Origin of the sequence: Streptomyces sp. NP160 (assembly GCF_006335115.1) — a bacterium.
Taxonomy (GTDB): Bacteria; Actinomycetota; Actinomycetes; order Actinomycetales; family Quadrisphaeraceae; genus Quadrisphaera.
Map to the genome: position 1 here is coordinate 64,050 of NZ_VDMJ01000037.1, position 26,456 is coordinate 90,505.

The window sequence follows — 26,456 nt, forward strand, 5'->3', positions numbered from 1 at the left end:
CGGGAGGTGCGCGCATGAGCAGCAACCGGGCGGTGGCCTACAACGGCCACGGCGTGGACGTCATCGACATCGACTACCCCACGTTCGAGCTCAAGGACGGACCGGGCGTCAACCCGGCCAACGTGGGCCGCCCGGTGCGGCACGGCGTCGTCCTCAAGACCGTCTCCACCAACATCTGCGGCTCCGACCAGCACATGGTCCGCGGCCGCACCACGGCGCCGGAGGGCCTGGTGCTGGGCCACGAGATCACCGGCGAGGTGGTCGAGGTCGGGCCGGACGTGGAGTTCATCAAGGAGGGCGACCTCGTGTCGGTGCCCTTCAACATCGCGTGCGGCCGCTGCCGCAACTGCAAGGAGCGCAAGACCGGCATCTGCCTCAACGTCAACCCCGACCGCCCGGGCTCGGCCTACGGGTACGTCGACATGGGCGGCTGGGTGGGCGGCCAGGCCGAGTACGTGCTCGTGCCCTACGCCGACTGGAACCTGCTGAAGTTCCCCGACAGGGACCAGGCGATGGAGAAGATCCTCGACCTGACGATGCTGTCCGACATCTTCCCCACCGGCTTCCACGGCTGCGTCACCGCCGGCGTGGGCGTGGGGAGCACCGTGTACATCGCCGGCGCCGGCCCGGTGGGCCTGGCCGCGGCGGCCGGCGCGCAGCTGCTCGGCGCCGCCGTCGTCATCGTCGGCGACCTCAACGAGGACCGCCTGGCGCAGGCCCGCAGCTTCGGCTGCGAGACCGTCGACGTCTCCAAGGGCGACCCCAAGGACCAGGTCGAGCAGATCCTCGGCGTGCCGGAGGTCGACTGCGGCGTGGACGCCGTGGGCTTCGAGGCCCGCGGGCACGGCTCCGGCTCCGGCTCCGAGGCCCCCGCCACCGTGCTCAACTCCCTCATGGAGCTGACGACGGCGGGCGGCGCGCTCGGCATCCCTGGCCTGTACGTCACCGGTGACCCGGGCGGCGTGGACGAGGCCGCCAAGCGCGGCGCGCTCTCGCTCGACCTGGGCACGGGGTGGGCGAAGTCGCTGAGCTTCACCACCGGCCAGTGCCCGGTGATGAAGTACCACCGCGGTCTCATGATGGCGATCCTGCACGACAGGGTGCAGATCGCGAAGGCCGTCAACGCCACCCCGATCGGCCTGGACGAGGCCCCGCAGGGCTACGCCGACTTCGACAAGGGCGCGGCCAAGAAGTACGTGCTCGACCCGCACGGCGTCATCGGGCGCTGACCCCTCGTGATCATGGGCGTCCGCCACCCTGCCCGGGGTGGCGGACGCCCATGATCACGGTCGGGGGCGCGGCGGGTCAGCGGCGGACGCTGCTCATGTCGGGGTAGCGCTCGCCGGCGGTGGCGCCGGCCGGCGCCGCCTCGTCCAGGCGAGCCAGGTCGTCCGCGGTCAGGTGGACGTCCAGCGCCCCGACGTTCTCCTCCAGGCGCGACACCTTCGTGGTGCCGGGGATCGGGACGACGTCGGGGCCCTGGGCGAGGACCCACGCCAGCGCCAGCTGCGCCGGCGTGCAGCCCTTCTCGTCGGCGATGGCGCGCACCCGGTCGACCATGCGCAGGTTCTCGGCGAAGGCCTCGCCCTGGAAGCGGGGGTTGTTCCGGCGGAAGTCGTCCGGGGACGTGATCGCCCCGGTGAGGAACCCGCGGCCCAGCGGGGCGTACGGCACGAAGCCGATCCCCAGCTCCCGCACGGTGTCGAGCACCCCGTCGGACTCCACGTCGCGCGTCCACAGGCTCCACTCCGTCTGGAGCGCCGTGACCGGGTGGACGGCGTCAGCGCGCCGGACGGTCTCCGGCGCGGCCTCGGAGATGCCGAGGAAGCGCACCTTGCCGGCCGTCACCAGCTCGCTCATGGCGCCCCACGTCTCCTCCACCGGCACGGTCGTGTCGACCCGGTGCTGGTAGTAGAGGTCGATGTGGTCGACCCCGAGCCGCTCCAGCGACGCGTCGCAGGCGGCGCGCACGTACTCGGGTCGGCCGTTGACGCGCCGGGTGCCGTCTCCGCGCCGCTCGTTGCCGAACTTCGTGGCGAGCACCACCTCCTCGCGGCGCGAGCCGATGGCCCGCCCGACCAGCCGCTCGTTGGTGAAGGGGCCGTACATGTCGGCGGTGTCGAGCAGCGTGATGCCCAGGTCGAGGGCGCGGTGGACGGTGCGCACCGACTCCTCGTCGTCGCGGGCGTCGGCAGAGCCGTAGAACTCGCTCATCCCCATGCAGCCGAGGCCGAGGGGTGAGACGGACAGGTCGCGCAGGCGCCGGGGGGCGCGCTGGGCGGTGGGGTCGGTGGTCGTCACGGGCACGACTTCCTCGATCGTCGGAGGGGGATGGGGGTCAGCGGCGGCGCAGCGAGGCGTCGGTGAGGGACGGCGGGGCGTAGCCGGCGTCGGCGGCGGCGAGCGTCGTGCCCGGGGGCACGATCTCGTCGATCCTGTCCAGCACGTCGTCGGTGAGCACCACGTCGACGGCGCCGAGCTGGCTCTCCAGCTGCTCCATGGTCCGCGGCCCGATGATCGGGCTGGTCACGGCCGGGTGGCGCAGCACGAACGCCAGCGCCAGGTGCACCAGCGACAGGCCGGCCTCCTCGGCGAGCACGGCGAGGGCGTCGGCGGCCTCGAGCTTGCGCTGGTTGTCCGGCAGGGACAGGTCGAAGCGCGCGGGGATGCGCTGGGCGCGGCTGGAGACCGGGGCGCTGCTCGCGTCCATGCCCTTGCGGTAGCGCCCGGTGAGCCAGCCGCCGGCCAGCGGGCTCCACGGCAGCACGCCCATGCCGTACCGCTGCGCCACGGGCAGCAGGTCGCGCTCGACCCCGCGCACGAGGATCGAGTACGGCGGCTGCTCGGTGACGTAGCGCGACAGCCCGCGCTCCTTCGCGACCCACTGGCCCTCGACCACCTCGTGGGCGGGGAACGTCGAGGAGCCGAAGTACCGGATCTTCCCGGCGCGCTGCAGGTCCGTCAGCGCCGACAGGGTCTCCTCGGTGTCCACGGTCGGGTCGGGGCGGTGGACCTGGTAGAGGTCGATCCAGTCGGTCTGGAGCCGCCGCAGGCTGTCCTCGACCTCCCTGACCAGCCAGCGCCGCGAGTTGCCCTGGCGGTTCACGCCCTCGCCCATCTGGCCGTGGGCCTTGGTGGCGAGCACCACCTCGTCGCGCCGCCCCTGCAGGGCCCTGCCGACGATCTCCTCGCTCTCGCCCTGCGCGTACACGTCGGCCGTGTCGACGAAGTTCACGCCGGCGTCGAGCGCGCGGTGGATGATCCGGACCGACTCGTCGTGGTCGGGGTTGCCCCACGCGCCGAACATCATGGCGCCGAGGCAGAGGGGGCTGACCTGGACGCCGGTGCGTCCCAGTGTGCGGGTGTCCACGTCCGCCCACGCTGCGCCTGCTCCGGCGATCACGCACCCCGGGGCGGCGCGAGGACGACGACGGGCGCGGCCGGTCCCCGGCCGCCGCGCGGCTACGCGGCGGGCTGCAGCGGGTGGATGCGCAGGGCCACCTGCTCCGGCGGCGTCTTCCCGCGCCTGCGCGCCGCCGCAGCGCCGGCGCGCTGGCCGCCGAGCAGCAGCCGGCCCAGCAGCGGGTGCTTGATCTGCACGAGCAGGCGCAGCCGGCGGACCACGGCCGGGTCGACCACCACCTCGGCGAGCGCCTCCAGCTCGGTGGCCGCGGGGTCGGCCCTCCCGCGGCGGTCGCACGGGACGAGCAGCACCCGGCCGTTGTGCCGCAGCCTCTTGACCTTGCCGGCCTGGGCGCCGGTGATGACCAGCAGGTCGCCGTCGCGGCCGCCGAGCGCGGACCTGTCCGCCACCACCCACACCGGGGTGGGCACCGGTACGCCGGTGCGGCGGAACGTCGTCAGGCGGACGTAGCTGTGACGGCTCAGCGCGATGAGCGCCGCCGAGTCGGCCGCTTCGGCGTGGATGGCCACGGCGCCACCCTAGGGCTGGGAGGATGCTCGTGGGACGACAGCGCAGCCGACCCGAGACCGCCCCGCCCACCCGCACGCCAGACCGGAGGCCGCGCACCCCGTGGACGCACCCCAGCACGCCCCCAGCACCTCCGAGGGGGGCTCCACGCTCGCGGGCAGCGCTGCCGCCCGGCCCGGACCGGCGCTGCTCGCGCTGGCGATCGGCGCCTTCGCCATCGGCTCCACCGAGTTCCTCATGATGGGTCTGCTGCCCGAGATCGCCGCCGACCTGCGCGTGTCCGTGCCGGCGGTCGGCTACGCCATCTCCGCGTACGCCCTCGGCGTCGTCGTCGGCGCCCCCACGCTCACCGCCCTGTCCACGCGCTTCCCCCACCAGCGGGTGCTCACCGGCCTCATGGCCCTGTTCGTGCTCGGGCACGCGGTGACCGCGCTGGCGCCCGGGTACGACGGCCTGCTCGTGGGCCGCTTCGTCACGGGCCTCTCGCACGGGTCCTTCTTCGGCGTGGCCGCCGTCGTGGCGAGCCGGCTCGCGCCGCCCGGGAAGGCGGCCAGCGCCATCAGCCGCGTCTTCACCGGCCTCACGGTGGCGCAGGTGCTCGGCGTGCCCGTCGGCACGCTGCTCGGCCAGCAGCTGGGGTGGCGCTGGGCCTTCGCCGCCATCGGCCTGCTCGGCGTGGCCACCGCCCTCGCGGTGCTGCGCTGGGTGCCGCTGCGCCGCGACACCGCCACGCCCCTGCGCCGCGAGATGGCGGACCTGGTCCGCCCGCAGGTGCTGCTGACGCTGGCGGCCACGGCCATCGGCACCGGCGGGCTGTTCGCCGTCTACAGCTACGTCGCCCCGATCCTCACCGACGTCGCCGGCTTCTCCGCGGGCGCGGTGGCGTGGGTGCTCGTGGTCTACGGGCTGGGCACGGTCGCCGGGACCCTGCTGGGCGGGCGCACCGCCGACAGGTTCCCCGAGGGCTCGGTGGTGCTCGGGCTGCTGGGCCTGGGCGCGGCGTGCCTGCTGCTCCTGGCGCTGTCGGGCTCGAAGGCCGGCGCGCTGGTGGCGCTGGTCGTCTTCGCCGTCCTGGCGTTCTTCGTGGGCCCGGCCCTGATGAACCGCACCATCTCCGTGGCGCCGGGTTCCGGCCTCATGGCCTCGGCGTTCAACCAGGCCGCCTTCAACGCCGCCAACGCCCTCGGCGCCGCCGCCGGCGCCCAGGTGCTGGCCGCGGGGTTCGGGCTGCGCGCCACGATGGTGGTGGGCGCGGGGCTGGCCGCGGCGGGCTCGCTGGTGGCGCTCGTGGCGGTCGTGCTGCTGCACGGCGCGCCGCAGCCCGCGGCGCGCCTGGCCGAGGTGGCGCGGGCGCGCGCAGCCCGCCGCGCGGCGGAGCACGAGCCGTCGCTGGTGCTGGAGGCGCTGCGCCTGGCGGGGGAGGCCGGCGCCACCTCCTGCGTGGCCGCCGTCCGCCTCTCCGAGCCCGCACCCCGCAGCTGACGCCGCCTCGCCGGCAGGGGCGCGGGGGGTGAGGATCGGGCGGTGCCCGAGGGAGACACCGTCGCGCGGCTCGCGCAGCGCATGCGCCCGCTGCTCGAGGGCCGCACCCTCGTCCATGGCCGGCTCAACGTGCCCGCGCACGCCACCGCCGACCTCGCCGGCGCCCGCGTGCTCGGCATCGCCACCCACGGCAAGCACCTCCTGACCCGCCTCGACCTCGCCGGCGAGGCGCTCACCCTCCACACGCACCTGCTCATGGACGGGGAGTGGGCGCTGCTCGGCCCCGGCAGGCGGCTGCCCTCCCGCCTGGTGCCCGACGTGCGCGTGCTGCTGGTCACCGACGAGCAGCGCACCGCCGCGGGCCTGCGCATGCCGGTGGTGGAGCTGCTGCGCACCGCCGACGAGGACCGCGCCACCGGCCACCTGGGCCCGGACCTGCTCGACCCCGCGCTCGACGTGCCCGCCGCCGCGGCCCGCCTGCTGTCGGACCCGGCGCGCCCGCTCGCCGCGGCCCTGCTCGACCAGCGGCTCGTCGCCGGCCTGGGCAACCTGTGGGCCAACGAGCTGTGCTTCCTGACCGGGCGCAGCCCGTGGACGCCCGTCGCAGACCTGGGTGAGGACGGCGCGCGGCGCCTGGTGGTGCGCGCCGCCCGCGCGCTGCGCGCCTCGGCGAGCGGCGTCACCGGCTACCAGGTGACCACCGGCAACACCCGCCCCGGCCAGGAGCACTGGGTGGCCGGACGGGCCGGCCAGCCCTGCCGGCGGTGCGGCACCCGGGTCGAGGTGGTCGCCGAGGTGCCCGGCGCGGCGCGGGCGTTCGGCGAGGACGACGACGCGGCCACCGGCGTCCGCCGCCGCACCTGGTGGTGCCCCCACTGCCAGCCGGGGCCGTCCCCCCTGGACCGCGCCGGCCGGCCCTAGGGTGGCGGGCGTGACGAGCGACGCCCCCCGCGAGGTGCTGACCTGGGACCTGTTCGGGACGGCGGTGCGCGAGCTGGCGCAGCAGGTCGCCGACAGCGGCTACGAGCCCGAGGTGGTCCTCGCGATCGCCCGCGGCGGGCTCGTCCCCGGCGGTGCCCTCGCGTACGCCCTCGGGGTGAAGAACACCGCCGTGATGAACGTGGAGTTCTACACCGGCGTCGACGAGCGCCTGCCCGTCCCGGTGGTGCTGCCGCCGGTCCTGCAGGCCGTCGACATCGCGGGCAGCCGCGTGCTCGTCGTCGACGACGTCGCCGACTCCGGCCGGACGCTGCGCATGGTGCTCGACTTCTGCGCCGGCCACGTCAGCGAGGTCCGCAGCGCGGTCATCTACGACAAGCCCCGCTCCATCGTCGCCTGCGAGTACGTGTGGAAGCGCACCGACCGCTGGATCGACTTCCCCTGGTCAGCCCAGGGCCCCGTCACCGCGGGGGAATGAGGGCGCGCGTTCCGTCGGGGTGCCGACGCGTGGCACCGCGCCGGTCCAGCAGCTCCAGCAGGGGGACGACGACGCGGCGCGTGGTGGCCAGGGCCCGCCGCGCCTCGCTCGCGGTGAACACCGCTGACGCGTCCTCGAGGTGCGCCGCCAGCACCGAAGGCGCCGCCTGCACGGCACCAGCCGCCAGGTAGACGCCCTCGGCCACGCGCTCCAGCGCCCCCGCGCGCACCGCGGCCGCCAGCTCACGGGACCCCAGCCCCAGGTCGCGCAGCCGGTGCGCCTCCGGCGCCGCGTACGGCTCGCGGCTCAGGTCAGCCAGCACCTGCGCCACGGCCCTCTCCACCGCGGGCGGCAGCGCCGGGCCGGCCGGAGCGCCGCCAGCCACGAGTCGCCCCTCCCTCACTGCCAGCGGCGGACGGGCCCCGCCCGCGGACGCCACCGGCGTCCCCGCCGTCGCCGGGGACCTCACCAGCGCCGCCACCAGACCCGCAGAGGCCAGCCCGAGCCGGCGCCGCACCACCTCCACCGGCGGGCCGGGCTCCAGCGGGTGCTCGCGCAGGTGCGCGGCCACCTCCCCGGCCAGCCGTCCCCGGAGGGCGTCCGCGAGGGCCGGTGAGAGGAGGTGGTCCCCGTCGGCGAGCACGCCCGGTGCGGCGGCCAGCGCCTCCACGGCCTCGCGCCGCAGCCCCAGCGCGTGCAGCTGCGAGCCGGTCACCTGCCCGCGGCGGTCCAGCTCTCCGGCGGGGTCGCCCCCCACGGCCGACGCCCCACTGAGCCCGGCCAGCACCGCCGCGCGCTCGCGCGCGGCGCCCCGGCGCGACAGGGACGGCGGCACGGGGTCCAGCACCAGCGCCGCCGCCAGCACCCGGTGGCCGCCGGGGTCGCGGACCAGACCGCGGTCACCGGTGCGCAGCGGCAACGGGGACGCCAGCGACAGCCGCGCGTGCCGCCCTCCGAGGGGGCGGACGCGCACGGGCACGGTGGCGGTCCCGAGGTGCAGCACGAGGTGCTCGGGCCAGCGGTCCTCGCCACCGGCGCCGTCCCCGTCCCCCCTACCGGGGACGGGCAGCAGCCGGACGTCCGCGCTCGTCGTCGTCGTGGTGGTGCCCGGGGTGCTCAGCGCGGTGCCGCGGCGGACGGCGCCGGCCGCCACCCCGCGCAGGTTCAGCGCCACCCGCGCCGGTCCCGCGGCGACGGCGACGGGGGTGTCGAGGGTCTGCAGGCCGCGGACTCTGACTCGCGTGCCGTCGGGAAGGGCGAGCTCGTCGCCCGCGGTCACGGTGCCGGCGGCCAGCGTGCCCGTGACCACGGTGCCCGCGCCGCGGACGGTGAAGCTGCGGTCCACCCACAGGCGCACGGGTGCGGTCGGGTCGGGCCGGGGGGCGGCGGCCAGCACGCGGGCCAGGGCGGTGCGCAGCGCCGGCAGGCCCTCGCCGGTGACCGCGCTCGCCTCGACCCGGACCAGGCCCTCCAGGCCCGTGCCCTCCAGCTCGCGGGCCGCCCGCGCCAGGACGCGGTCGCGCTGGGCGCGGTCGGCGAGGTCGGCGCGGGAGAGCACCAGGAGGCCGCGGCGCACGCCGAGCGCCGCGAGGGCGTCGACGTGCTCGCCCGTCTGGGGCATCCACCCGCCGTCGGCGGCCACGACGAGCACCACGGCGGGCACCTGGCCGACGCCGGCGAGCATGGTCGGCACGAACCTCTCGTGGCCGGGGACGTCGACGAACGCGACGTCGTCCTGGCCGTCCTCGAAGTCCAGGCGGGTCCGCACGAAGCCGAGGTCGGTGGTCATGCCGCGCCGCTGCTCCTCGGCGAGCCTGTCGGGGTCGGTGCCCGTCAGGGCGCGCAGCAGCGCGGACTTGCCGTGGTCGACGTGCCCGGCGGTGGCGACGACGTGCACTCAGGCGTCCCGGCGGACGAAGACGCCGGGGTCCGCCACCGCGCGGGCGGCGAGCCGCACGGCCAGGCGCAGTGCCCCCCAGTCGTCCTGGGGGACGGCGCGCAGGTCGAGCAGGCAGCGCCCTCCCTCCACACGGGTCAGCACGGGCGCGCCCACCGGCCCCGGGTCCCGGGCGGCGACCGGGCCGAGCTCGGTGGGGACGGCGCGGCGCGGGTGGCGCAGCGGCTCGGCGAACGCCGCCGGCAGGCTGAGGGCCACCGAGGGCAGGACGACGCCGGGGGCCCCGCCCCCGCCGACCACGGCCTCGCTGTCGACCACGTGGACGTCGAGCTCGGGGTCGGCCGTCCGCATGACCGCCGCGCAGTGGCGCGCCCGCTCCCGCAGCCCGTCGACGTCGGCCTCGAGCGCCGCGAGGACCGGGGGAGGCGGGCCGGTGAGCGTGGCCTCCAGCGCGGCGAGCGTGAGCTTGTCCACGCGCAGCGCACGGGCCAGGGGGTGGCGGCGCAGCCGCTCCACGAGGTCCGCGCGTCCCAGGACGAGCCCGGCCTGCGGGCCGCCGAGCAGCTTGTCGCCGCTGGCGGTGACCAGGTCCGCACCGGCCCGCAGGGCGGTGGCGGCGTCGGGCTCGTCGGGGAGGTCGCGGCGCGGGGCGAGCAGCCCGGAGCCGGTGTCGACGAGCAGCGGCACCGGGCCCCCCGGAGCCGCGGCGCAGACGCGGGCGAGGTCGGTGGTGCTCGGCGCGGAGGTGAAGCCCTCCACGCGGAAGTTCGACGGGTGCACCTTCATCACCAGGCCCACGCGACGGCCCTCGCGCTCGGCGGCCTCGAACGCCGCCGCCACGTCAGCGGCGGTGGTGCGGTTGGTGGTGCCGACCTCGCGCAGCCGGGCCCCGGTGGAGGCGACCAGCTCGTGCAGCCGGAACCCGTCGCCGACCTCCACCATCTCCCCGCGGCTCATGACGACGTCGCGGTCGAGCCCGCCCCCCGCCAGCGCCGTGGCGGCGAGCACCAGGGCGGCGGCTCCGTTGTTGACCACGTGCACGGCCTCGGCGTCGGGGACGGCGGCGGCCAGAGCGCCCGTGGCGCCGCGGCCGCGGCGGGCGCGGCGCCCGGTGGCGAGGTCCAGCTCGACGTCGGTGGTGCCGGCGGCGTCGACCACCGCCTGCACCGCGGCCTGCGACAGGGCCGCCCGGCCCAGGTTGGTGTGCAGCAGCACGCCGGTGGCGTTGATGACCGGTCGCAGCGTGGACGCGGTGGGCGGCAGGTCGGCCAGGACGGCCGCGACGACGACGTCGAGGTCCGGGTCGAGGGCTCCGTCCCGCACGCGCTGCTGGGCGCGGCCGACGGCGGCGCGCACCAGCGAGCGGCCGAGGCGCTGCCGCGCCTCGGCGAGGGCGGGGGAGTCGAGCACCGCGTCGGTGCGCGGCACCTGGCGGCGGACGTCGGGACCGGGCGGCACCACCTCACCCTAGGAAGCGCCCGCGGTCCGCGCGCTCCCGCTCCACCGGTCCGCGCCCCACCGCGCCGGTGGCCGCTCAGCTGCCCAGCTGGCCGACGGCGTGGGAGACCACCAGCAGCGACGTCATGAGGGCCGCCGTCGCCTCCACGCCCATGAGCGCCTTCGCGGGGTGCGTGAGCGGCATGGTGTCGGTGGGCGAGAAGGCGCTCGAGCCGCTCAGCGAGAGGTAGAGGTAGTCGCCGAAGCGGGGGGTCCAGTCCGACCCCTCGCTGGAGCCGCGCGCCACCTCGACCACCGTGTGGAGGTTCTCGTCCTGGGAGAAGCGCCAGTCGGCCCCCGGCAGCTCGGCACGGCCGAGGGTGGCGCGGGAGACCGGGCCTCCGCGGTCCAGCTCCCAGTAGAGGACGGCGAACCCGAGCACGCCGGTGGTCCAGATCGCCAGCGCTGCAGCGAGCTCGCTGCCACCGCTGTGGGAGCCGCCGGAGACGAGCTCGTGGACGGAGCGGGCGAGGGCGACCAGGTTGGTGACCACCACCAGGGTGGTCAGCGCCAGGGCCGCGCTGCGCGAGGTGCGCGTCTGGCGCGTCAGGCGGACGGGGTTGCCGGCGACGATGGCGACGAGGAGGACCGCTTCGAGGGCGGGCACCAGCCAGCGCTCACCGAGGAGGAGGCGGTGCGGCAGCAGCGCGTACAGCGTCCCGGCCAGGACGAGGGCCAGCGCCGGTGGCCACCGCAGCTCCCCGCGGCGTCCCCGGGGCGGACCGGTCGTGATGGTGCCTGAGCGCCCCCCGCGTCTCACGGCGCGGCGCTCATGACGAACAGCTCATGACGAACAGCTCATGACGGGCACGGCAGGCTCCTGGGGGTCCGGGGGCGGCCCTGCCGTGGACCCCCGGCAACGCTAGGCACCCCGGCGCTGCGCCGCACCCGCAGCACGCGGGCCCGGCCCCTCCGGCGCGCCCGGGCGCACCCCGGCTGCACGAGGGCTTCGTGGCGCGAGTCCTCGGACCAGGGTCCGCCCGGGGGCGCGCGGCCGGGCGAGGTGCTGGGCACCGGCGACGGGTCCTTCGTCGCGGAGTTCGTCGAGACGTCGCAGTCCACGGGCGGGGCCCGGCAGGTCGTCCACTGGACGACGGCGCGGATGGCGCAGGACGCCACCCACTGGCACCCGGTGGTGACGGCGACCTTCGAGGTGCTCGAGGGGGAGCTCACCGTCGAGGTCGACTGCCGGGTGCACCTGCTCACCGCCGGCGGGGTGGTGGTCGTCGCCCCGGGCAGCCGCCACCGCTTCCAGGTGGAGCGGTGGGCCCGGTGGCGCCAGACCAACGCGCCGGCGCTGCGCCACGAGCTGCTCTTCCGGGCCGACGTCGACCGCTCCCGCCGGTGTGGCTGCAGAGGGCGCTGGTGGCCGTGATGGACCGGGTGCGCCCGGTGCGCGGCCTCCCCCCGGCGCCCTGAGAGCCCGGCGGACCGCGTCCCCGGCCGGCGGCCGCACCACCTCGACGCGCCACCGGCGCCACCGGCTGCCAGGGGGCCGATGCCCGACGATGGACGGGTGCCCGGCTCCACGCTCCTGCTCGTGCTCGACCTCGTCGGCGTGCTCGCCTTCGCCGTCGACGGAGCGCTGACCGCCTCGCGCACCGCGCGCCTCGACGTGGTCGGCGTGGTCACCCTCGGCGTCGTCACCGCCCTCGGCGGCGGCATCATGCGCGACCTGCTCATCGGCAGGGTCCCCCCGGCCACCTTCTCGGACTGGCGCTACCTCGCCGTCGCCGCCACCGGCGGCGCGCTCGTCTGCCTGTTCGGGTACCGCATGGGGCGGCGGCGCGTGGCCGGCGCGCTGACCGTGCTCGACGCCGCCGGGCTGTCCCTGTTCGCCGTCACCGGCACCGGCACGGCGCTCGCGGCGGGCCTCGGGCCGGTGCAGTCGGTGCTGCTCGGCGGCCTGACGGCCATCGGCGGTGGCACCCTGCGCGACCTGCTCACCGGGCGCACGCCCCAGGTGCTCAGCTCGGGCCTGTACGCGGTGCCGGCCCTGCTGGCCGCCACCGTCGTCGTCCTGTCCGCCCAGCTGACGCACACCGACGTGGTCGGGGTCGGCTCGGTCTGGGCGGTGGTCGCGGCCGGGCTGTGCTTCACGCTGCGCATGGTGGGCGTGGTGCGCCGCATCGACCTGCCGGGTCCGCGGCAGCCGCCGGTCGCCTGACGGCTCCGCCAGGCAGGTGATCACGGGATCGGGGCGCCCTCGGCAGGTGCCGGCCCCTCAAGCGACCCGCTCCCGGCCCGATGCCCTCTGAGGGACCGGCCGGTCCCGCAGCAGGGCCGGCGCGAGCGCGCCGCTGAGCAGGGGAGCCGTGAGGTGGCAGGAGCGGTGCGCAGGGCGAGGGTCGGAGCGAGGCTGACGGTGGCGCTGGGCGTGGTGCTGGCCCTGCTCGTGGCCGTCGGGGCCGTGGGTCTGGTGGGGCTGCGCAGCCAGGAGCGCGCCGCCGAGACCGCCCGCGAGGTCAGCACGGTGGTCCGCTACGTCCAGGACGTCCGCTACTACGACGCCGATGTCACCGGCTGGCAGGTCACCTACGCCTTCGACACCTACCGGATCGGCGTGGAGGCGGCCCTGGAGGACACCGCCGCCAACCGCGCCGGCTTCCTCGCGGACAAGGAGGCGCTGCAGGCGCTGCTGGCGCAGGCCCCCACCGCAGCGATGACCGCCGAGGAGCGGGCCCTGAACGACCAGCTCACCGCCAGGTGGCAGGCCTACTTCACCAGCGAGCAGCGCACGGTGGACCTGTACCGCTCCGGGGACCGCGCCGGCGCCGAGACCGAGATGCTCGACACCGGCTTCGGGATCTACGGCGAGGTGCTGGACCTGACCGCGGAGCTCGTGGACTCCGTCGACGCCCGCGACGCCGCGGCCCAGGCGAGCGCGCAGTCCGAGGCCGCCAGGGCCCGCACCCTCATCGTCGCGGCGCTCGGCGTGGCGCTGGTCGTGGTGGTGCTGCTGCTGGTGGTGCTCACCCGCAGCCTCACCACCCCCCTGCGACGGCTGCGCGCCGACGTCGCCGCCCTCGCCGCGGGCGACCTGACCGCCGAGCCGGTGGTCGACGGCCGTGACGAGCTCACCGAGGTGGCCGACGGGCTGCGGACCGCCGTCCGGGCCACCCGCGCCACCGTCGGCGAGCTGCGCTCCGGCGCGGACGCCGTCGCCGACCTCAGCCGCGAGCTCACGGCGGTGGCCGGGGAGCTGGCGCGCACCAACGCCGCCGCCGTGAGCAGCGGCCAGCACGTGCGCACCGCCGCCGGGGAGGTGGCCGGCAACGTCACCACCCTGGCCGCCGGCGCCGCGGAGATGGGTAGTGCGATCCAGGCCATCGCCGAGGGGACCGTCCAGGCCGCCGAGGTCTCCCGCCGCGCGGTGGAGACCGCCGACGCCACGAGCGCCTCCATGGCGGAGCTGACCAGCGCGAGCGAGGCGATCGCCACGGTGGTCAAGACCATCACCGCGATCGCCGAGCAGACCAACCTCCTGGCCCTGAACGCCACCATCGAGGCGGCCCGCGCCGGGGAGCTGGGCAAGGGCTTCGCGGTGGTGGCCGGGGAGGTCAAGGAGCTGGCGCGCCAGACCGCGGAGGCCACGCAGGACATCACCGGCAAGGTCGGCGCCATCCAGACCGGCAGCCGCGCGGCCAGCGAGGCGATGGCGCAGATCAGCGAGGTGATCGCCACGATCGACAGCCACCAGGCGACGATCGCCGCGGCCGTGGAGGAGCAGACCGCCACCACCTCGGAGATGGCGCGAAGCGCCGCCGAGGCCGCGGCCGGCACCCACGAGATCACCGGGGTGGTGGACGGCGTGGCCAGCGCCGGCGAGGCCGGGGCGCGCAGCACCGAGCGCGTCACGGCCACCGTCGACAGGCTCACCGCCACGGTGGAGCAGCTGCGCTCGTCGGCGGCCGCGTTCCGCCTCTGAGCGCAGGCCGACGGTCGCGCCGGTCGGGCGCGCCCGTCGGGGCCCTCCGGGTCGCCGGGGTCGCCGGGGTCGTCGGGGGAGCGGAGGCGGACGGGGATCGAACCCGCCAGACCGAGGTGCTCGGTCTCGTCGGCTTTGAAGGCCGCGACTCCCACCAGGTGAGCAGACGCCTCCCCGGCCCCGGTCCCGCACGAGGCGGGTCGCGGCCGTCCCGACAGGCTAAGCGGACGGCGCCGTGCCTACCGTGCGGGGTGAGCTCCGCCACCGCCTCGTCCGCCCAGAGCACCCGCAGGCTGACCAGCTACGCCCACGGCGGGGGGTGCGCCTGCAAGATCCCGCCCGGAGAGCTGGAGGCCGCCGTCGCCGGTCTGGTGGGCAGGCAGCCCGGCAGTCCCGCCGTCGACGGCGCGGAGCTGCTCGTGGGCCTCGACGACGGCGACGACGCGGCCGTCGTCGTCCTGCGGGACGGGAAGGCGGTCGTCTCGACCACCGACTTCTTCACCCCCGTGGTCGACGACGCCTACGACTGGGGCCGCATCGCCGCCACCAACGCCCTGTCCGACGTCTACGCGATGGGCGCGGACCCCCTGGTGGCGCTGAACCTGCTGTGCTGGCCCCGCACGGGCGACGCGCCGCTGCCGGTGGAGCTGGCGGCGGAGGTGCTGCGCGGCGGGCTGGACGTGGCGCGCGTCGCGGGCTGCTTCGTGGCGGGCGGGCACTCGGTGGACGACCCCGAGCCCAAGTACGGCATGGCCGTCACGGGGCTGGGCGACCCGGCGCGCCTGCTGCGCAACGACGCCGGCGAGGCCGGCCAGCCGCTGACGCTCACCAAGCCGCTGGGGCTGGGCGTGCTCAACAACCGGCACAAGGCGACCGGGGAGGTGTTCGAGGAGGCGGTGGCCGCGATGACCACGCTCAACCGCGACGCCTCCCGCGCGGCGCTGGCCGCCGGGGCGCGCGCCGCCACCGACGTCACGGGGTTCGGGCTGCTGGGGCACCTGTACAAGCTGGCGCGCGCGAGCGGGGTGACAGCGGTCGTCGACGCCGCGGCCGTGCCGTACCTGGACGGCGTCCGCTCCTCGGTGGCGCAGGGGTACGTGCCGGGCGGGTCGCGGCGCAACCTCGCGTGGGTGCAGCCCCACCTGTCGTCCGGCGGCACCGCGGACGAGGAGCTGCTGCTGCTCGCCGACGCCCAGACCTCCGGCGGGCTGCTCGTGGCCGCCGACCTCACCGCCGCCCTGCCGGGGTCGGCGCTGGTGGGGGAGCTGGTGCCGCGCCGGGCGGACGGCGCCGTCGTCGTCGTCCGCTGACGCCGCGGTCGCAGCGCCAGGTCGCCGAGGCCGGATCCGGCCTCGGCGACCTGACGCTCCACGAGGACCTGGCTCTGCGCCGCCCCTCCCTGCTCGGGAGGTCCATGATCACGGCCGGACGGTGCTCCGGACGTCCGTGGTCACGGCGGGGGAGCGGGTCAGTGGCGGTTGGCGCCGGTGACGCCGGGCAGCACCTCTGACGCGCGCTGCTGCTCCCCGGCGAACGAGCTGATGACGACGAGGGTGCCGGTCAGTGCGGGGATGACCCACTGCATGAGGTCGAGCTTGCCCTGCGCCTCCACCACCTCGGCGGGGGTCCGCTTGGACGGCTTGGTGCCGCCCTTGACCTTCGGGTCGCCCGCGGCGTCGACGACCTTGCCCAGGGCCCGCGAGTACGCGGTGGCGCCGAGGGCGGCCACCGTCACCGCGGTCTTCACGGCCGACATCGTCTTGACGCCCGGCTGCGCGGCCAGGCGGCTGGAGTTGCCGGCCAGCTGGCCCACGGACCCGACGAGGTGCGCGCCGATGGCGACGGCGTTGACCGGCGTCCACCGGTTCCAGCCGGCGTTGGTGACGCGGCCGGCGTCCTTCTCGTCGGCCTCGCCGGCGGCGGCGTTGAGGGCGACGGCGTTGGCCAGGGTCCCGCCGAACCAGGCGGCCAGGCCGACGTCGTGCAGGGAGCGAGAGAAGGTGTTGCGAGCCACAGGAGACCTCCGTGGTGGGTGGGTGGTGACAGCTGCTCAGGGACGGTCAGGTGTTCTCGTCAGTCCCTACCCGTGGATTTCATGGTCACTACCCGCTCACCCGACTTCAGGGCGCCGACTTCAGGGCGCCGTCTCGGGCGCGAGGTGCCGGTCCGGCTCGCGGCCCTCCCGGCGGGCGTCCAGGCGCTCGCGCTGCGGCACCACCGTGTACTTCGGGTCGCGGGCGGAGATCATCCCCGCCTCGTACACCCCGAAGCGCGTGAGCGCCGCACCGGCGTTGAGCAGCGCGCCGCCGACCGCGGACACCACGCGGCGGGCGCGCTGCGCCTTCGCCGTCCTCGGCCACACCGGCAGGTCGGCCGCCAGGGCCCCGGCGGCGCCGCCGGCCATGGCGATGCGGCTCAGCCGCAGCAGGACCCCGGCCCGCCCGGCCCGGTAGGCCTCGCCGATCACCCCGATGCGGTGCTCCATGCGGTGGCTCAGCGCCAGCTCCGCGACGGCACCGGCCACCCCCATCCGACGGGCGGGGCCGGCCTCCTCCACCGGGGCGGCGATCATGCCGATGCCCCCGGCGCTCGCGGCGCCGGAGGCGGCGAAGACGAACGGCAGCTCGGGGTACACCGAGTGCCACGCCGGCACGGCGGTGTCGGCGATGAGGACGGCGGTGTACGTCGCCAGCGGCGGCCCGAAGACGGCGGAGCCGACGCCGCCCACCCGGCCGGCCACCGGCAGCACCGCCTCCGCGAGGTGGCCCAGCCGTGCGCCGGCGACGCGGCGCACCAGCGGCAGCACGACGCCGGACAGCTCGTGCACCGCGGCGAGCCCGGCCCCGGTGGAGAACGGCATGAGGATCCACGAGCCCACGCTCAGCGGCGAGGTCCACTTGACCACCCGCAGCATGTTGAGGAAGCGGGTGGGCACACCGAGGTCGTCGATGAGCAGGACCACCGAGACGATCGACCCGCCGGAGGCTGCAAGCCGCCCGACCTTCGCCAGCGCGGGACGGCCGGTGGCGTCGGCCAGGGCCCCCATCACCGATGCCGCGCCGCTCATGCCCCCCAGGTACAGGTAGCCCGGCACCTGGGGGACCTCCCACACCGGGGTGTGGATGACCTGGCGGCCGTAGTAGGACTCGAACTCCGCGTCGGGGACGACGACGCTCTCCGCGCCCCGGCGGCGGCGCGGCCGGTCGCCGACGCCCTTCGAGGTGGCGCGCGGCGCGCCCTGCTCGCTGGGCCGCTCGGTCGGGCCGGGCAGCTGCTCGCCGGCCCGTCCGGTCTGCTGGTGGCTCACGGGCGGCGGCCCAGGAAGGACAGCGCGACCACGCCGAAGAGGGCCCCGGCGGCCGTGGCCGCGTGCCGCCACATGGAGGGCAGGTGCTTGGTCGTCACCACCGGGTCCGGCGGGAGGCCGTAGACCTCCGGGTCGTCCAGGAGCAGGAAGAACGCGCCGTCGCCGCCCACGCCGTCGTCCGGGTCGCGCCCGTACAGCTGCGCCTTCGGCTCGCCCTTGGCCTGCAGCTCCGCCAGCCGCGCGTCGGCGCGCTCGCGCAGCTCGTCGAGCGGCCCGTACTGGATCGACTCCGTCGGGCAGGCGGTGGCGCAGGCGGGCTGCTTGTCGGCGCCGATGCGGTCGTAGCAGAGCGTGCACTTGTGGGCCCGCCCCGTCGACTCGCGCTTGCCGATCACGCCGTAGGGGCACGCGGAGACGCAGTAGCCGCAGCCGTTGCAGACGTCGTCCTGGACGACGACGGTGCCGAACTCCGTGCGGAACAGCGCACCCGTGGGGCAGACGTCCAGGCAGGCGGCGTGGGTGCAGTGCTTGCAGACGTCGGAGCTCATGAGCCAGCGGACGCCCTCGATGGAGCCCGACGGGCCCTGCTCACCGGCGGCCTCGTGCGGGGGCCGCGTCACCTCCGGCTCCAGGAAGCCCTCGGGGCGGATGCTCGGCATCCCCAGCGAGACCGCGGGCTTGGCGTTCTGGGGCTCGGTGGCCGCCGGGGCGGCCTGCTCGATGAAGGCGACGTGCCGCCACGTGCTCGCGCCGAGCATCGAGGAGTTGTCGTAGGACCACCCCGTGAGGTCCATCTCGCCGGTGGCGGGCACCTCGTTCCACTCCTTGCAGGCCACCTCGCAGGCCTTGCAGCCGATGCACACGGAGGTGTCGGTGAAGAACCCCATCCGCGGCGGGTGGTCCTCGCCGTAGCCGGAGTGCGACGCCGGGTCGTACCCCTCGCCGGTCTGCCGGGGGGTGGTGCTCGTCATGGGGTGTTCCGCCCGTCTGTGACTTCGGAGGCGTCAGCGTCCAGCTCGGCTCCGCCGCACGGTGAGGGGACGTCGTCGTCGGTCGGCAGACCGGCCGCGGCGCGGCGCGCCGCGACGTACTCGACGAGGGCCGGACCGCGCGGACGCCGCCCGGGGACGACGTCGCACGCGCCGACCTTGTCCTGGATGTGCGTGTTGGGGTCCAGCAGGATCTCCACCAGCTCGTTCGCGGCGTCGCCGCGGCTGATGCCGTTGGGTCCCCAGTGCCACGGGATGCCCACCTGGTGCACCACCTGCACCTCGCTGCCGTCCTCGCCGCCGCCGGGAAGCCGCAGCGGCCGGACGCGCGGCGTCACCATGACGCGCGCCTCGATGGCGCTGCGCGGCGTGACGACGGTCGCCCACCCCTGGTGCTCCAGCCCGCGCTCGCGCGCCAGCTCCGCGGAGACCTCGATGAACATCTCCGGCTGCAGCTCCGAGAGGTACGGCAGCGTGCGGCTCATGCCGCCGGCCGTGTGGTGCTCGGTGAGCCGGTAGGTGGTGAAGACGAACGGGTAGACGTCCGAGCGCGTCGGCACCCCGCGGTTCCCCGGTCGCGGGAAGGCCCGGCGCGCCGGGTTGTAGACGCGGTTCGGGTGCAGCGGGTTGCCCACCGGCGACTCGGCGCCCTCGTAGTGCGTGGGCAGCGGCCCGTCGACCACGCCCGACGGCGCGAACAGCCACGCCTTGCCGTCGGCCTGCATGATGAACGGGTCGCGGCCGGCGATCGCCTCCGGACCGCGCGAACCCGCCGGCGGGACGTAGGACGGCGGCTTGGTCGCCTCGAAGTCGGGCACGTCGTGCCCGGTCCACCGCTGCTGGTCCTCGTCCCACCAGATGAGCGCCTTGCGCTCGCTCCAGGGCTTGCCCTGCGGGTCCGCCGAGGCGCGGTTGTACAGCTGGCGGCGGTTCATCGGCCAGGCCCAGCCCCACTCCGCGGCCACCCAGTCCTGGTCTCGACCAGGACGACGACGAGCGGTCTGGTTGACCTCGTCCGCGTAGGCGCCGCAGTAGATCCAGCAGCCGGAGCGGGTGGTCCCGTCGGACTTCAGCTCCATGTAGGAGGAGAGGGCCCGGTCCACGCCGTCGTGCGTCTCGGTGCCGCTGATCTCCCGCAGCACCGCCTCGCCGTCCGGCTCCGCGCTCAGCGGGTCCGAGGCGGGGCCGAACTCGTCCTCGTGCAGCGGGTAGTCCCACGTGAGGTCGAGCAGGGGCCGGTCCCGCTCGTCGGTGGAGGCCGCGAGCTTCTCGCGCAGGATCCGCCCGAGGTGCCAGTAGAACCACAGCTCGCTGCGGGACTCGCCCGGCGGGGCCACCGCCTGGTGGCGCCACTGCAGCAGCCGCTGCGTCTGCGTGAACGTGCCCGCCTTCTCGACGTGGCTGGCCGCGGGCAGGAAGAAGACCTCCGTGCCGATGTCCTCGGTCCGCAGCTCGCCGGTCTCGATCTCCGGCCCGTCCTTCCAGAACGTGGCCGACTCGATCATCTGCAGGTCGCGGACCACGAGCCACTTGAGGTTGGCCATGCCCAGGCGCTGCAGCCGGGCGTTGGCCGAGCCGACGGCGGGGTTCTGCCCCAGCAGGAAGTAGCCGTCGACCTTGCCGTCGACCATGTCCATGACCGTGCGGTACGTGCCGTGGTCACCGGAGATCTTCGGCAAGTACCCGAAGGCGAAGTCGTTCTCGGGCTGCGCGGCGTCGCCCCACCACGACTTCAGCAGGCTGACCGTGTAGTCGCGCATGTTGCCCCAGAACCCGGCCAGGTCCTCGGACGGGCCGACGTAGGTGTCGACGTCGTCCTGCCCCGCCTTGGGCATGGGCAGGTAGCCCGACCAGAGGTTGAACAGCGTGGGGATGTCGGTGGAGCCCTGGATGCTCGCGTGCCCGCGCAGCGCGAGGATGCCGCCGCCCGGACGCCCGATGTTGCCCAGCAGCGTCTGCAGGATGGCCGCGGTGCGGATGTACTGCGCGCCCTGGGAGTGGTGCGTCCAGCCCACCGCGTACGCCAGGGCCGTGGTGCGCTCGCGGCCGCTGTTCTCCACCAGCGACCGCGCGACCTCGAGGAAGGCGTCCTGCGGGGTGCCGCAGATCCGCTCGACCATCTCGGGGGTGTAGCGGGCGAAGTGCCGCTTGAGGATCTGGAACACCGTGCGCGGGTGCTGCAGCGTCTCGTCGCGCTCCGGCTTGGAGCCGATGGTGGCGCCCCCGCTGCCGTAGGCGTCGCCCCCGGCGGTGGCCTTGTGCGTCTCGCCGCCCTGGTTGCCGCCGTCGCCCACCGAGCTGCTGCGGTCTCCGGCGGCCGCGGTGTCGGTCGCGCCCTCGTAGGCCCAGGACGACGGGTCGTAGCTGCGCGACTCCTCGTCCCAGCCGGAGAACAGCCCGGTCGGGTCGGTGGACAGGCCGTCCTCCGAGGGGTCCTCGGTGTCGCGGTAGTCCTCGCCCACGATGGACGCGGCGTTGGTGTACGCCACCACGTAGTCGTGGAAGTAGCCGTCGTTCGCCAGGACGTGGTTGACCAGCCCGCCGAGGAAGGCGATGTCCGTGCCCGCGCGCAGCGGCACGTGCAGGTCCGCCACGGCCGACGTCCGCGTGAACCGCGGGTCGACGTGGATGACCTTCGCGCCGCGCCGCTTGGCCTCCATCACCCACTGGAAGCCCACCGGGTGCGCCTCGGCCATGTTGCTCCCCTGGATGAGGATGCAGTCAGCCTTGACGAGGTCCTGGAGGAAGTTGGTGGCCCCTCCGCGCCCGAACGAGGTCCCCAGACCGGGGACCGTGGAGGAGTGTCATATGCGGGCCTGGTTCTCGATCTGCACAGCGCCCAGGGCGGTGTACAGCTTCTTCATGAGGTAGTTCTCTTCGTTGTCCAGCGTCGCGCCGCCCAGGCTCGCGAAGCCCAGGGTGCGGCGCAGCCTCCTGCCGCGGTCGTCGAGCTCCTGCCAGCCGTTGCGGCGGGCCTCGAGGACGCGGTCGGCGATCATGTCCATCGCCGTGGCCAGGGGCAGGTCCTCCCAGTCGGTGCCGCCCGGGCGCCGGTAGCGCACCGTGGTGACGCGCGTGGGGGAGGTGACGAGGCTCTTGCTGGCGCTGCCCTTGGGGCACAGGCGCCCGCGGCTGATGGGGGAGTCGGGGTCGCCCTCGATCTGGACGATCTTCTCGTCCTTGACGTACACGTCCTGGCCGCAGCCGACGGCGCAGAACGGGCAGACGCTCTTGACCACGCGGTCGGCGGTCTCGGTGCGGGCGGTGATCGCGTCGGTGCGGGCGGTGCGGACCGCGGCACCGTGAGCGGTCTTGTCGGACCCCGTCACCTGCCGCAGCACGGGCCACAGCCCCGTCACGCGCTGTCCCAGCGAGCGCCCCGTCCTGGCGGACGGCGAGCTCGCCCGACGTCCTTCGTCGATGGCCACGCGCACAGCAGAACACGCGTCCATCCGCGGGGCAACGGCAGCCCCCTCCCGAGGGGCGTCAGCTGGTGACGTCCTTGCGCTCGAAGCCGACCACCGCCAGCACCCCGAACACCACTGTCAGCAGCAGCGCCGTCGACAGCCCGCGCAGCATGTCGTCCCACACCACGGCCGGCTGCAGCAGCGCCGTCCACGCGCCCGCGTCGTAGGTGGGCAGCCACGCCCGCAGGTCACCGAGCGCCGTGATGGACGCGAGGATCGCCGAGAGGATGTTGGCCAGCACCGCCCCGCCCACCGCACCCAGCGGCGCGTCCGTGCGGGTGCCCAGCCAGAACGCCAGCGCCCCCACCCACGACAGCTGGACGACGACGTACGCGGTCGCCAGCCCCAGCCGGCCGAGCGCCTCCCCGGCGCCGAGCGCGTCGCCCAGCGGGCTGGTCAGCGGCCCCCACCCGTACGCGACCGTCCCGACCAGCAGGCACACCGCGATGAACGCGACGATGCCCAGCGTCGCCGACGAGGCCGCCACCACCGCCTTGACGGCCAGCAGCCGCCGCCGCCCCACGGGCGCCGCCAGCAGGTACCGCAGCGAGGACCAGCTGGCCTCGGCCGCCACGGTGTCGCCCGCGAAGAGGGCCACCAGGACGACGAAGAGGAAGCCCGAGGCCGCCAGCAGCGCGAACACCGCGAAGTTGACGGCGCTCGAGGTCGCCAGGTCCACGAAGGACGTGCTGGTGTCGGCCGGGTCGTCCTCACCGCCCAGCGCGAACGCCCCGACCAGCAGCAGCGGCAGCGCCACCACGAGCACGCCCACCCAGCGGGTGCGGCGCCGCGAGAGCTGGCGGGCCACCTCCACCCGCAGCGGCAGGGCCCGCCCCGCCGCCCGGTCGGGCACGACGGCGCCCGCCGAGCCGCTCACGGCGCGGCCACCAGCTCGAGGAAGACCTCCTCCAGGTGCCGCTGAGGCACCACGAGGTCCACCTGGACGCCGGAGGCGACCAGCGCGGCCACCAGCCCGCCCGTCCCCGACGCCCCCGGCGCCACGAGCACGCCGCCGTCGCGCACGCCGAGCACCCGCCCGCCGTCGTCGTCGCGCTCGAGCACCTCGCGCAGCACCGCCACCGCCCGGTCCACCTGCCCCTCGCCCACGTTCACCAGCACCTCGCCGGACCCGGCCACCAGCTCCGCCACGGAGCCCGCCGCCAGCACCTTCCCGCGCGCCATGACCACCGCGTGGCTGCACGTGGCCTCCACCTCCGAGAGCAGGTGGGAGGACACGAGCACCGTGCGGCCGGTGGCGGCGTAGTCGCGCAGCACCTGGCGCATGGCGGTGATCTGCGGCGGGTCGAGGCCGTTGGTCGGCTCGTCCAGCACCAGCAGGTCGGGGAAGCCGAGCATCGCCTGGGCGATGCCGAGCCGCTGGCGCATGCCCTGGCTGTAGCCGCGCACGCGCCGGTGCACGGCGTCACCGAGCCCGGCCACCGCCAGCGCCTCCTCGAAGCGCGCGTCCTGCGCGGGACGCCCGGTGGAGGCCCAGAACAGCCGCAGGTTGGCCATCCCCGACAGGTGCGGCAGGAACCCGGGGCCCTCCACCAGCGCCCCGACCCGCGTCAGCACCGGCGAGCCGGGCCGCACGCGCTGGCCCAGCACCTCCAGCGACCCGGCGGTCGGCCGCAGCAGGCCCATGAGCATGCGCAGCGTGGTGGTCTTGCCGGCGCCGTTCGGCCCGAGCAGCCCCACCACCTGCCCGCGGCCCACCGTGAAGGAGACCCCGTCCACGGCGCGGAAGCCGTCCCCGTAGACCTTCTCCAGGTCCTCGACCCGCAGCACCACGTCGTCCCGGTGCTCTCCCGGCTCCCGCGGGGCCGCGTCGTGCGCGGCGCCCACCGCAGGACGACGACGGCGGCGGACCGCGTCCACGCCGGCCAGCGCGAGCACCGCGAGCACCACGCCGGCCAGGGCGAGCACGTGCGCCCAGGGCACGTCCACGGAGCTGCCCCGGCGCTCGCTGGCGGAGGCGGGCGCCGCGGCGACCGACAGCTGCCCGCCGCTCCCGCCCTCGCCCCCGGCCAGCGCGACGCCGTAGACGCGCGGGTCGGCCGGCACGGCGTACGCGGAGTCCGTGGTGGCCACCACCAGCCGCAGCCGGTGCCCGGCGGCGACGTCGCGGACCACGGCCGGCAGGGTCACGTCCACGGTGGTCGGCCGACCCGGCGTCGTGGCCACGCGCAGCGGCGCGACCAGCCCGGAGGGCAGCGCGGCGCTGCCGTCCGGGCTGACGTCGGCCAGGGAGGCGAAGAGCACGGCGTCGTCGGTGTTCGAGGTGACCGACAGCTGCACGCTGGACGCGCCGAGCAGCGTCAGCGGGGCGTCCAGCGGCGCGGTCTCGAAGACGGCGGCCTGCCCGGGCAGCACGGCGGTGCTGAAGCCGCCGCCGGCGGCCAGCCCGACCAGGGAGGCGACATCACCCAGGCCCGGCAGCGCCGTCATGGCCGCGGGGCGCCCGCCGGCGGGCGAGAGCACCAGCTGCTGGCCGCTCTGGCCGCTCTGGCCGCCCTGCGCCCCCTGCGGCGGGGCGGGCGCGAGCGCCAGCCGCTGCGCGGTGCCCGCCAGCGGCGGGACGGCGTCGAGCGAGCGCTCCTCGGGCGACGCGCCCCCTCCGTCGCCACCGCCGCGGCCTCCGAAGAGGCTCTGCTGCGGCACGGCCACGGTGAACGGCCCGGTCGGCGCGGCCGCGGGCTCGCGCCGCAGGTGCTCGTCGAACCAGGTCCGGGCGCGGGCGTCGAAGGCGGCGCCGTCGAAGCCGCCGTCGTGGCCGCCGCCCACCCAGGCCACCGCCACGGGGGCGCCGGAGCGCTGGGCGGCCTCGGCGTTGGCCAGGGAGTCGCCCAGGCCGAAGAGGGAGTCGCCCTCACCCTGCACGAGCAGCACGGCCGCGCGGCTGTCGGGCAGCACGGCGGCGGGCGAGGAGCGGGCCAGCTGCGCGCGCAGCGCGTCCGGCACCGCACCGGTCTCGGCGGCCTGCAGGTACCCGCGGCACAGGTCCGGCGCCAGGCGACCGCACGCCGCGGTCGAGGCGTCGAGCCCGGACCCCCCGGCGGCGCCCGCTCCCGACGGGCTGCCGGTGCGGGCGCCCTCGAGGGCGCTGCCCGTGAGGCTGGTCAGCAGCTGCGAGGCCCAGCCCGCCTTGAAGACGCCACCCGCCTGTCCCCGGGCGGCCTGCGGGTCGAGCGCCGAGGACAGGTCCGACCACGTGATGCCGGAGGCGACGGCGTCGACGCGTGGGTCCGTCCCCGCCAGCAGCAGTCCCACCGCGCCGCCGTAGGAGGCGCCCGCCACCCCGACGCGCGGGTCGCCGGGGCCGTCCTGCTGCACCTCGGGGCGCGCGGCGAGCAGGTCGACCAGGGCGCGCGCGTCGGCCACCTCGTAGTCGGGGTCGTCGAGGTGCACGTACCCGCCCGAGGCGCCGAAGCCGCGCGCCGTGTACGCCAGCGCCGCGTACCCGGCCCGGGCCAGGGAGCGGCCCTGGGCGGCGAGGTCGGCCTTGGAGCCGCCGAAGCCGTGCGCGAGGACCACCGCCGGGACCGGGGCGGCCCGGCTGGCGCCGTCGGGCTCGTAGAGCGTCGCGTCGAGGGACACCTGCTGGCCGCCCTGCTCGGCCCCCACCGGCACCGTCAGGACCTCCTCCCGGACGCCCTCGGCACCGCTGGACGAGCTGGACGAGCTGCTCGACGGGCTGCTCGACGGGCTGCTGGCACCCGCTGCTGCCGCGGCGGGTGCGGCGGCACCGACCGCAGCGCCCAGCGCGCCTCCCAGGCCCAGGGCGGCGGCCGCGGACCCGGCCACGAGCCGGGAGCGCCAGGAGCGCAGCCCGCCGCCGGGCAGGACCCCGCGAGAGGTCACGGACTCCTGCTGGGGCCCGCCGGCGGGGCCCCCGACCGACGATCGCGCCACGTCGAGAGCATGCCCTGCGATCGTCGCCCCAGCGCGCACGGCCCGCCGCACCGGCGCCGCGGTCAGCCGGAGAGCAGCCCTGGTCCCCCCTCGTCCTGAGGGGTGGCCGCGGTCGGGTCCCGCAGGTGGCGGCCCTCTGCGTCGTCGATCCGTCACGCTCAGTGATGCGCGGTCACCGGTGGGCTGTGACGTCTGCCACGTCCGGCCTGTCGGGGCGACGGATACCGGCGGGGGAGGTGGCGGACTGCGCCGATCACGGTGACGATGGGTGACCTGGTCAGCACCTCGGCCTCACCGGCCGGGCGACAGGGGAACAACCGCTGCCGCCCAGGCGCTTGCCAGGACCAGGAACGACCGTGGAGCCGGCGAGACCCGCCGGCTGCTCGAGCTTTCCGCCCAGGCCGCTGGACCACCCGTTCCCAGGAGGCACGACATGGCACCGACCACCGCCACCACCACCCCGGCCGACGAGACCCGCACCGACGAGGCCGCGACCGAGCAGCACCCGGACTGGACGCCGCTGGCCAACCCCCGCCGCGTCCGCATCTGACCTCCGGCTGGTGCCTCCACCGGCTCGCCCGAGCCGGTGACGACGAAGGGCCCCGCGCGCAGCAGCGCCCGGGGCCCTC

Annotated in this window: 20 protein-coding genes and 1 tRNA gene; 8 read left to right on the forward strand and 13 right to left on the reverse strand. The window is 76.0% G+C overall.

What is annotated here, in order from left to right; translation table 11 throughout:
* The first annotated feature begins 14 nt into the window (after nt 1-14).
* Nucleotides 15-1,229, forward strand: coding sequence for a formaldehyde dehydrogenase, glutathione-independent (gene fdhA, locus FHN55_RS17480; protein WP_139713603.1), 1,215 nt, complete (start codon nt 15-17; stop codon nt 1,227-1,229).
* A gap of 76 nt (nt 1,230-1,305) precedes the next feature.
* On the opposite strand, the gene FHN55_RS17485 is transcribed toward fdhA, so the two are convergent.
* The 3 genes from FHN55_RS17485 to FHN55_RS17495 all read right to left on the reverse strand — a co-directional run bounded on the left by FHN55_RS17485 (nt 1,306) and on the right by FHN55_RS17495 (nt 3,933).
* The gene (locus tag FHN55_RS17485) at nt 1,306-2,220 is read right to left on the reverse strand and encodes an aldo/keto reductase (protein ID WP_139713642.1); all 915 of its coding nucleotides are present in this window, start codon (nt 2,218-2,220) and stop codon (nt 1,306-1,308) included.
* Between the two features lie 118 nt (nt 2,221-2,338).
* The gene (locus FHN55_RS17490) at nt 2,339-3,370 is read right to left on the reverse strand and encodes an aldo/keto reductase (RefSeq protein ID WP_139713604.1); all 1,032 of its coding nucleotides are present in this window, start codon (nt 3,368-3,370) and stop codon (nt 2,339-2,341) included.
* A 92-nt stretch (nt 3,371-3,462) separates the two neighbouring features.
* Nucleotides 3,463-3,933 carry a PPOX class F420-dependent oxidoreductase gene (locus FHN55_RS17495; protein ID WP_257571104.1) on the reverse strand — a complete coding sequence of 157 codons (471 nt, stop codon included), beginning with the start codon at nt 3,931-3,933 and terminating at the stop codon, nt 3,463-3,465.
* A 100-nt stretch (nt 3,934-4,033) separates the two neighbouring features.
* Here FHN55_RS17495 and FHN55_RS17500 point away from each other — a divergent pair, with 100 nt between their 5' ends.
* From FHN55_RS17500 to FHN55_RS17510, 3 genes are read left to right on the forward strand one after another with little or no spacing between them, the layout of a single operon-like run.
* Nucleotides 4,034-5,413 (forward strand): MFS transporter, encoded by a 1,380-nt coding sequence (locus tag FHN55_RS17500; RefSeq protein ID WP_218974784.1) that lies wholly within the window; start codon nt 4,034-4,036, stop codon nt 5,411-5,413.
* A 42-nt stretch (nt 5,414-5,455) separates the two neighbouring features.
* Entirely contained in the window at nt 5,456-6,334 is an 879-nt protein-coding gene (locus FHN55_RS17505; RefSeq protein WP_139713605.1) for a DNA-formamidopyrimidine glycosylase family protein, read from the forward strand.
* A 10-nt stretch (nt 6,335-6,344) separates the two neighbouring features.
* Nucleotides 6,345-6,830 (forward strand): phosphoribosyltransferase, encoded by a 486-nt coding sequence (locus FHN55_RS17510; protein ID WP_139713606.1) that lies wholly within the window; start codon nt 6,345-6,347, stop codon nt 6,828-6,830.
* Here FHN55_RS17510 and FHN55_RS24175 read toward each other — a convergent pair.
* The 3 genes from FHN55_RS24175 to FHN55_RS17525 form a co-directional block, all read right to left on the reverse strand.
* Nucleotides 6,814-8,727 carry a selenocysteine-specific translation elongation factor gene (locus tag FHN55_RS24175; protein WP_139713607.1) on the reverse strand — a complete coding sequence of 638 codons (1,914 nt, stop codon included), beginning with the start codon at nt 8,725-8,727 and terminating at the stop codon, nt 6,814-6,816. The two genes, FHN55_RS17510 and FHN55_RS24175, sit on opposite strands and share 17 nt — an antisense overlap.
* A complete protein-coding gene (selA, locus tag FHN55_RS17520; RefSeq protein WP_139713608.1) occupies nt 8,728-10,185 on the reverse strand; it encodes an L-seryl-tRNA(Sec) selenium transferase in 1,458 nt (485 codons plus the stop codon). It abuts the gene before it with no gap.
* 76 nt (nt 10,186-10,261) lie between these two features.
* Nucleotides 10,262-10,984 (reverse strand): hypothetical protein, encoded by a 723-nt coding sequence (locus FHN55_RS17525; RefSeq protein ID WP_257571105.1) that lies wholly within the window; start codon nt 10,982-10,984, stop codon nt 10,262-10,264.
* A gap of 243 nt (nt 10,985-11,227) precedes the next feature.
* Here FHN55_RS17525 and FHN55_RS17530 point away from each other — a divergent pair, with 243 nt between their 5' ends.
* From FHN55_RS17530 to FHN55_RS17540, 3 genes are all read left to right on the forward strand, one after another.
* Nucleotides 11,228-11,599, forward strand: coding sequence for a cupin domain-containing protein (locus tag FHN55_RS17530; RefSeq protein WP_139713609.1), 372 nt, complete (start codon nt 11,228-11,230; stop codon nt 11,597-11,599).
* Between the two features lie 141 nt (nt 11,600-11,740).
* Entirely contained in the window at nt 11,741-12,391 is a 651-nt protein-coding gene (locus tag FHN55_RS17535; protein WP_218974786.1) for a trimeric intracellular cation channel family protein, read from the forward strand.
* Between the two features lie 165 nt (nt 12,392-12,556).
* A complete protein-coding gene (locus FHN55_RS17540; RefSeq protein WP_139713611.1) occupies nt 12,557-14,152 on the forward strand; it encodes a methyl-accepting chemotaxis protein in 1,596 nt (531 codons plus the stop codon).
* Between the two features lie 81 nt (nt 14,153-14,233).
* Here the strand turns inward: FHN55_RS17540 and FHN55_RS17545 are convergent.
* Nucleotides 14,234-14,326 (reverse strand) — tRNA-Sec (locus FHN55_RS17545).
* Between the two features lie 77 nt (nt 14,327-14,403).
* Between FHN55_RS17545 and selD the strand changes: the two genes are divergently transcribed.
* The gene (gene selD / locus FHN55_RS17550; protein ID WP_139713612.1) at nt 14,404-15,462 is read left to right on the forward strand and encodes a selenide, water dikinase SelD; all 1,059 of its coding nucleotides are present in this window, start codon (nt 14,404-14,406) and stop codon (nt 15,460-15,462) included.
* 158 nt (nt 15,463-15,620) lie between these two features.
* Here the strand turns inward: selD and FHN55_RS17555 are convergent, their stop codons facing one another.
* The 6 genes from FHN55_RS17555 to FHN55_RS17585 all read right to left on the reverse strand — a co-directional run bounded on the left by FHN55_RS17555 (nt 15,621) and on the right by FHN55_RS17585 (nt 25,776).
* The gene (locus tag FHN55_RS17555; protein ID WP_139713613.1) at nt 15,621-16,166 is read right to left on the reverse strand and encodes a hypothetical protein; all 546 of its coding nucleotides are present in this window, start codon (nt 16,164-16,166) and stop codon (nt 15,621-15,623) included.
* Between the two features lie 120 nt (nt 16,167-16,286).
* The gene (gene nrfD, locus FHN55_RS17560) at nt 16,287-17,459 is read right to left on the reverse strand and encodes an NrfD/PsrC family molybdoenzyme membrane anchor subunit (protein ID WP_257571106.1); all 1,173 of its coding nucleotides are present in this window, start codon (nt 17,457-17,459) and stop codon (nt 16,287-16,289) included.
* The gene (locus tag FHN55_RS17565) at nt 17,456-18,430 is read right to left on the reverse strand and encodes a 4Fe-4S dicluster domain-containing protein (protein ID WP_139713614.1); all 975 of its coding nucleotides are present in this window, start codon (nt 18,428-18,430) and stop codon (nt 17,456-17,458) included. The genes nrfD and FHN55_RS17565 overlap by 4 nt, the downstream gene beginning before the upstream one ends.
* A complete protein-coding gene (fdh, locus tag FHN55_RS17570) occupies nt 18,427-21,819 on the reverse strand; it encodes a formate dehydrogenase (protein WP_373995749.1) in 3,393 nt (1,130 codons plus the stop codon). Before fdh ends, FHN55_RS17565 begins: the two co-directional genes overlap by 4 nt.
* A gap of 115 nt (nt 21,820-21,934) precedes the next feature.
* On the reverse strand, nt 21,935-22,792 hold the full coding sequence (locus FHN55_RS17580; RefSeq protein WP_180357920.1) for an ABC transporter permease: 858 nt from the start codon (nt 22,790-22,792) through the stop codon (nt 21,935-21,937).
* Nucleotides 22,789-25,776 (reverse strand): alpha/beta fold hydrolase, encoded by a 2,988-nt coding sequence (locus FHN55_RS17585; protein WP_257571107.1) that lies wholly within the window; start codon nt 25,774-25,776, stop codon nt 22,789-22,791. Before FHN55_RS17585 ends, FHN55_RS17580 begins: the two co-directional genes overlap by 4 nt.
* Between the last annotated feature and the right edge of the window lie 680 nt (nt 25,777-26,456).

What these genes read in the sequence shown, in the direction of transcription:
- fdhA (WP_139713603.1), top strand. Translation starts at nt 15, where the DNA reads ATGAGCAGCAACCGGGCGGTGGCCTACAACGGCCACGGCGTGGACGTC.
- FHN55_RS17485 (WP_139713642.1), bottom strand. Translation starts at nt 2,220, where the DNA reads ATGGGGATGAGCGAGTTCTACGGCTCTGCCGACGCCCGCGACGACGAG.
- FHN55_RS17565 (WP_139713614.1), bottom strand. Translation starts at nt 18,430, where the DNA reads ATGACGAGCACCACCCCCCGGCAGACCGGCGAGGGGTACGACCCGGCG.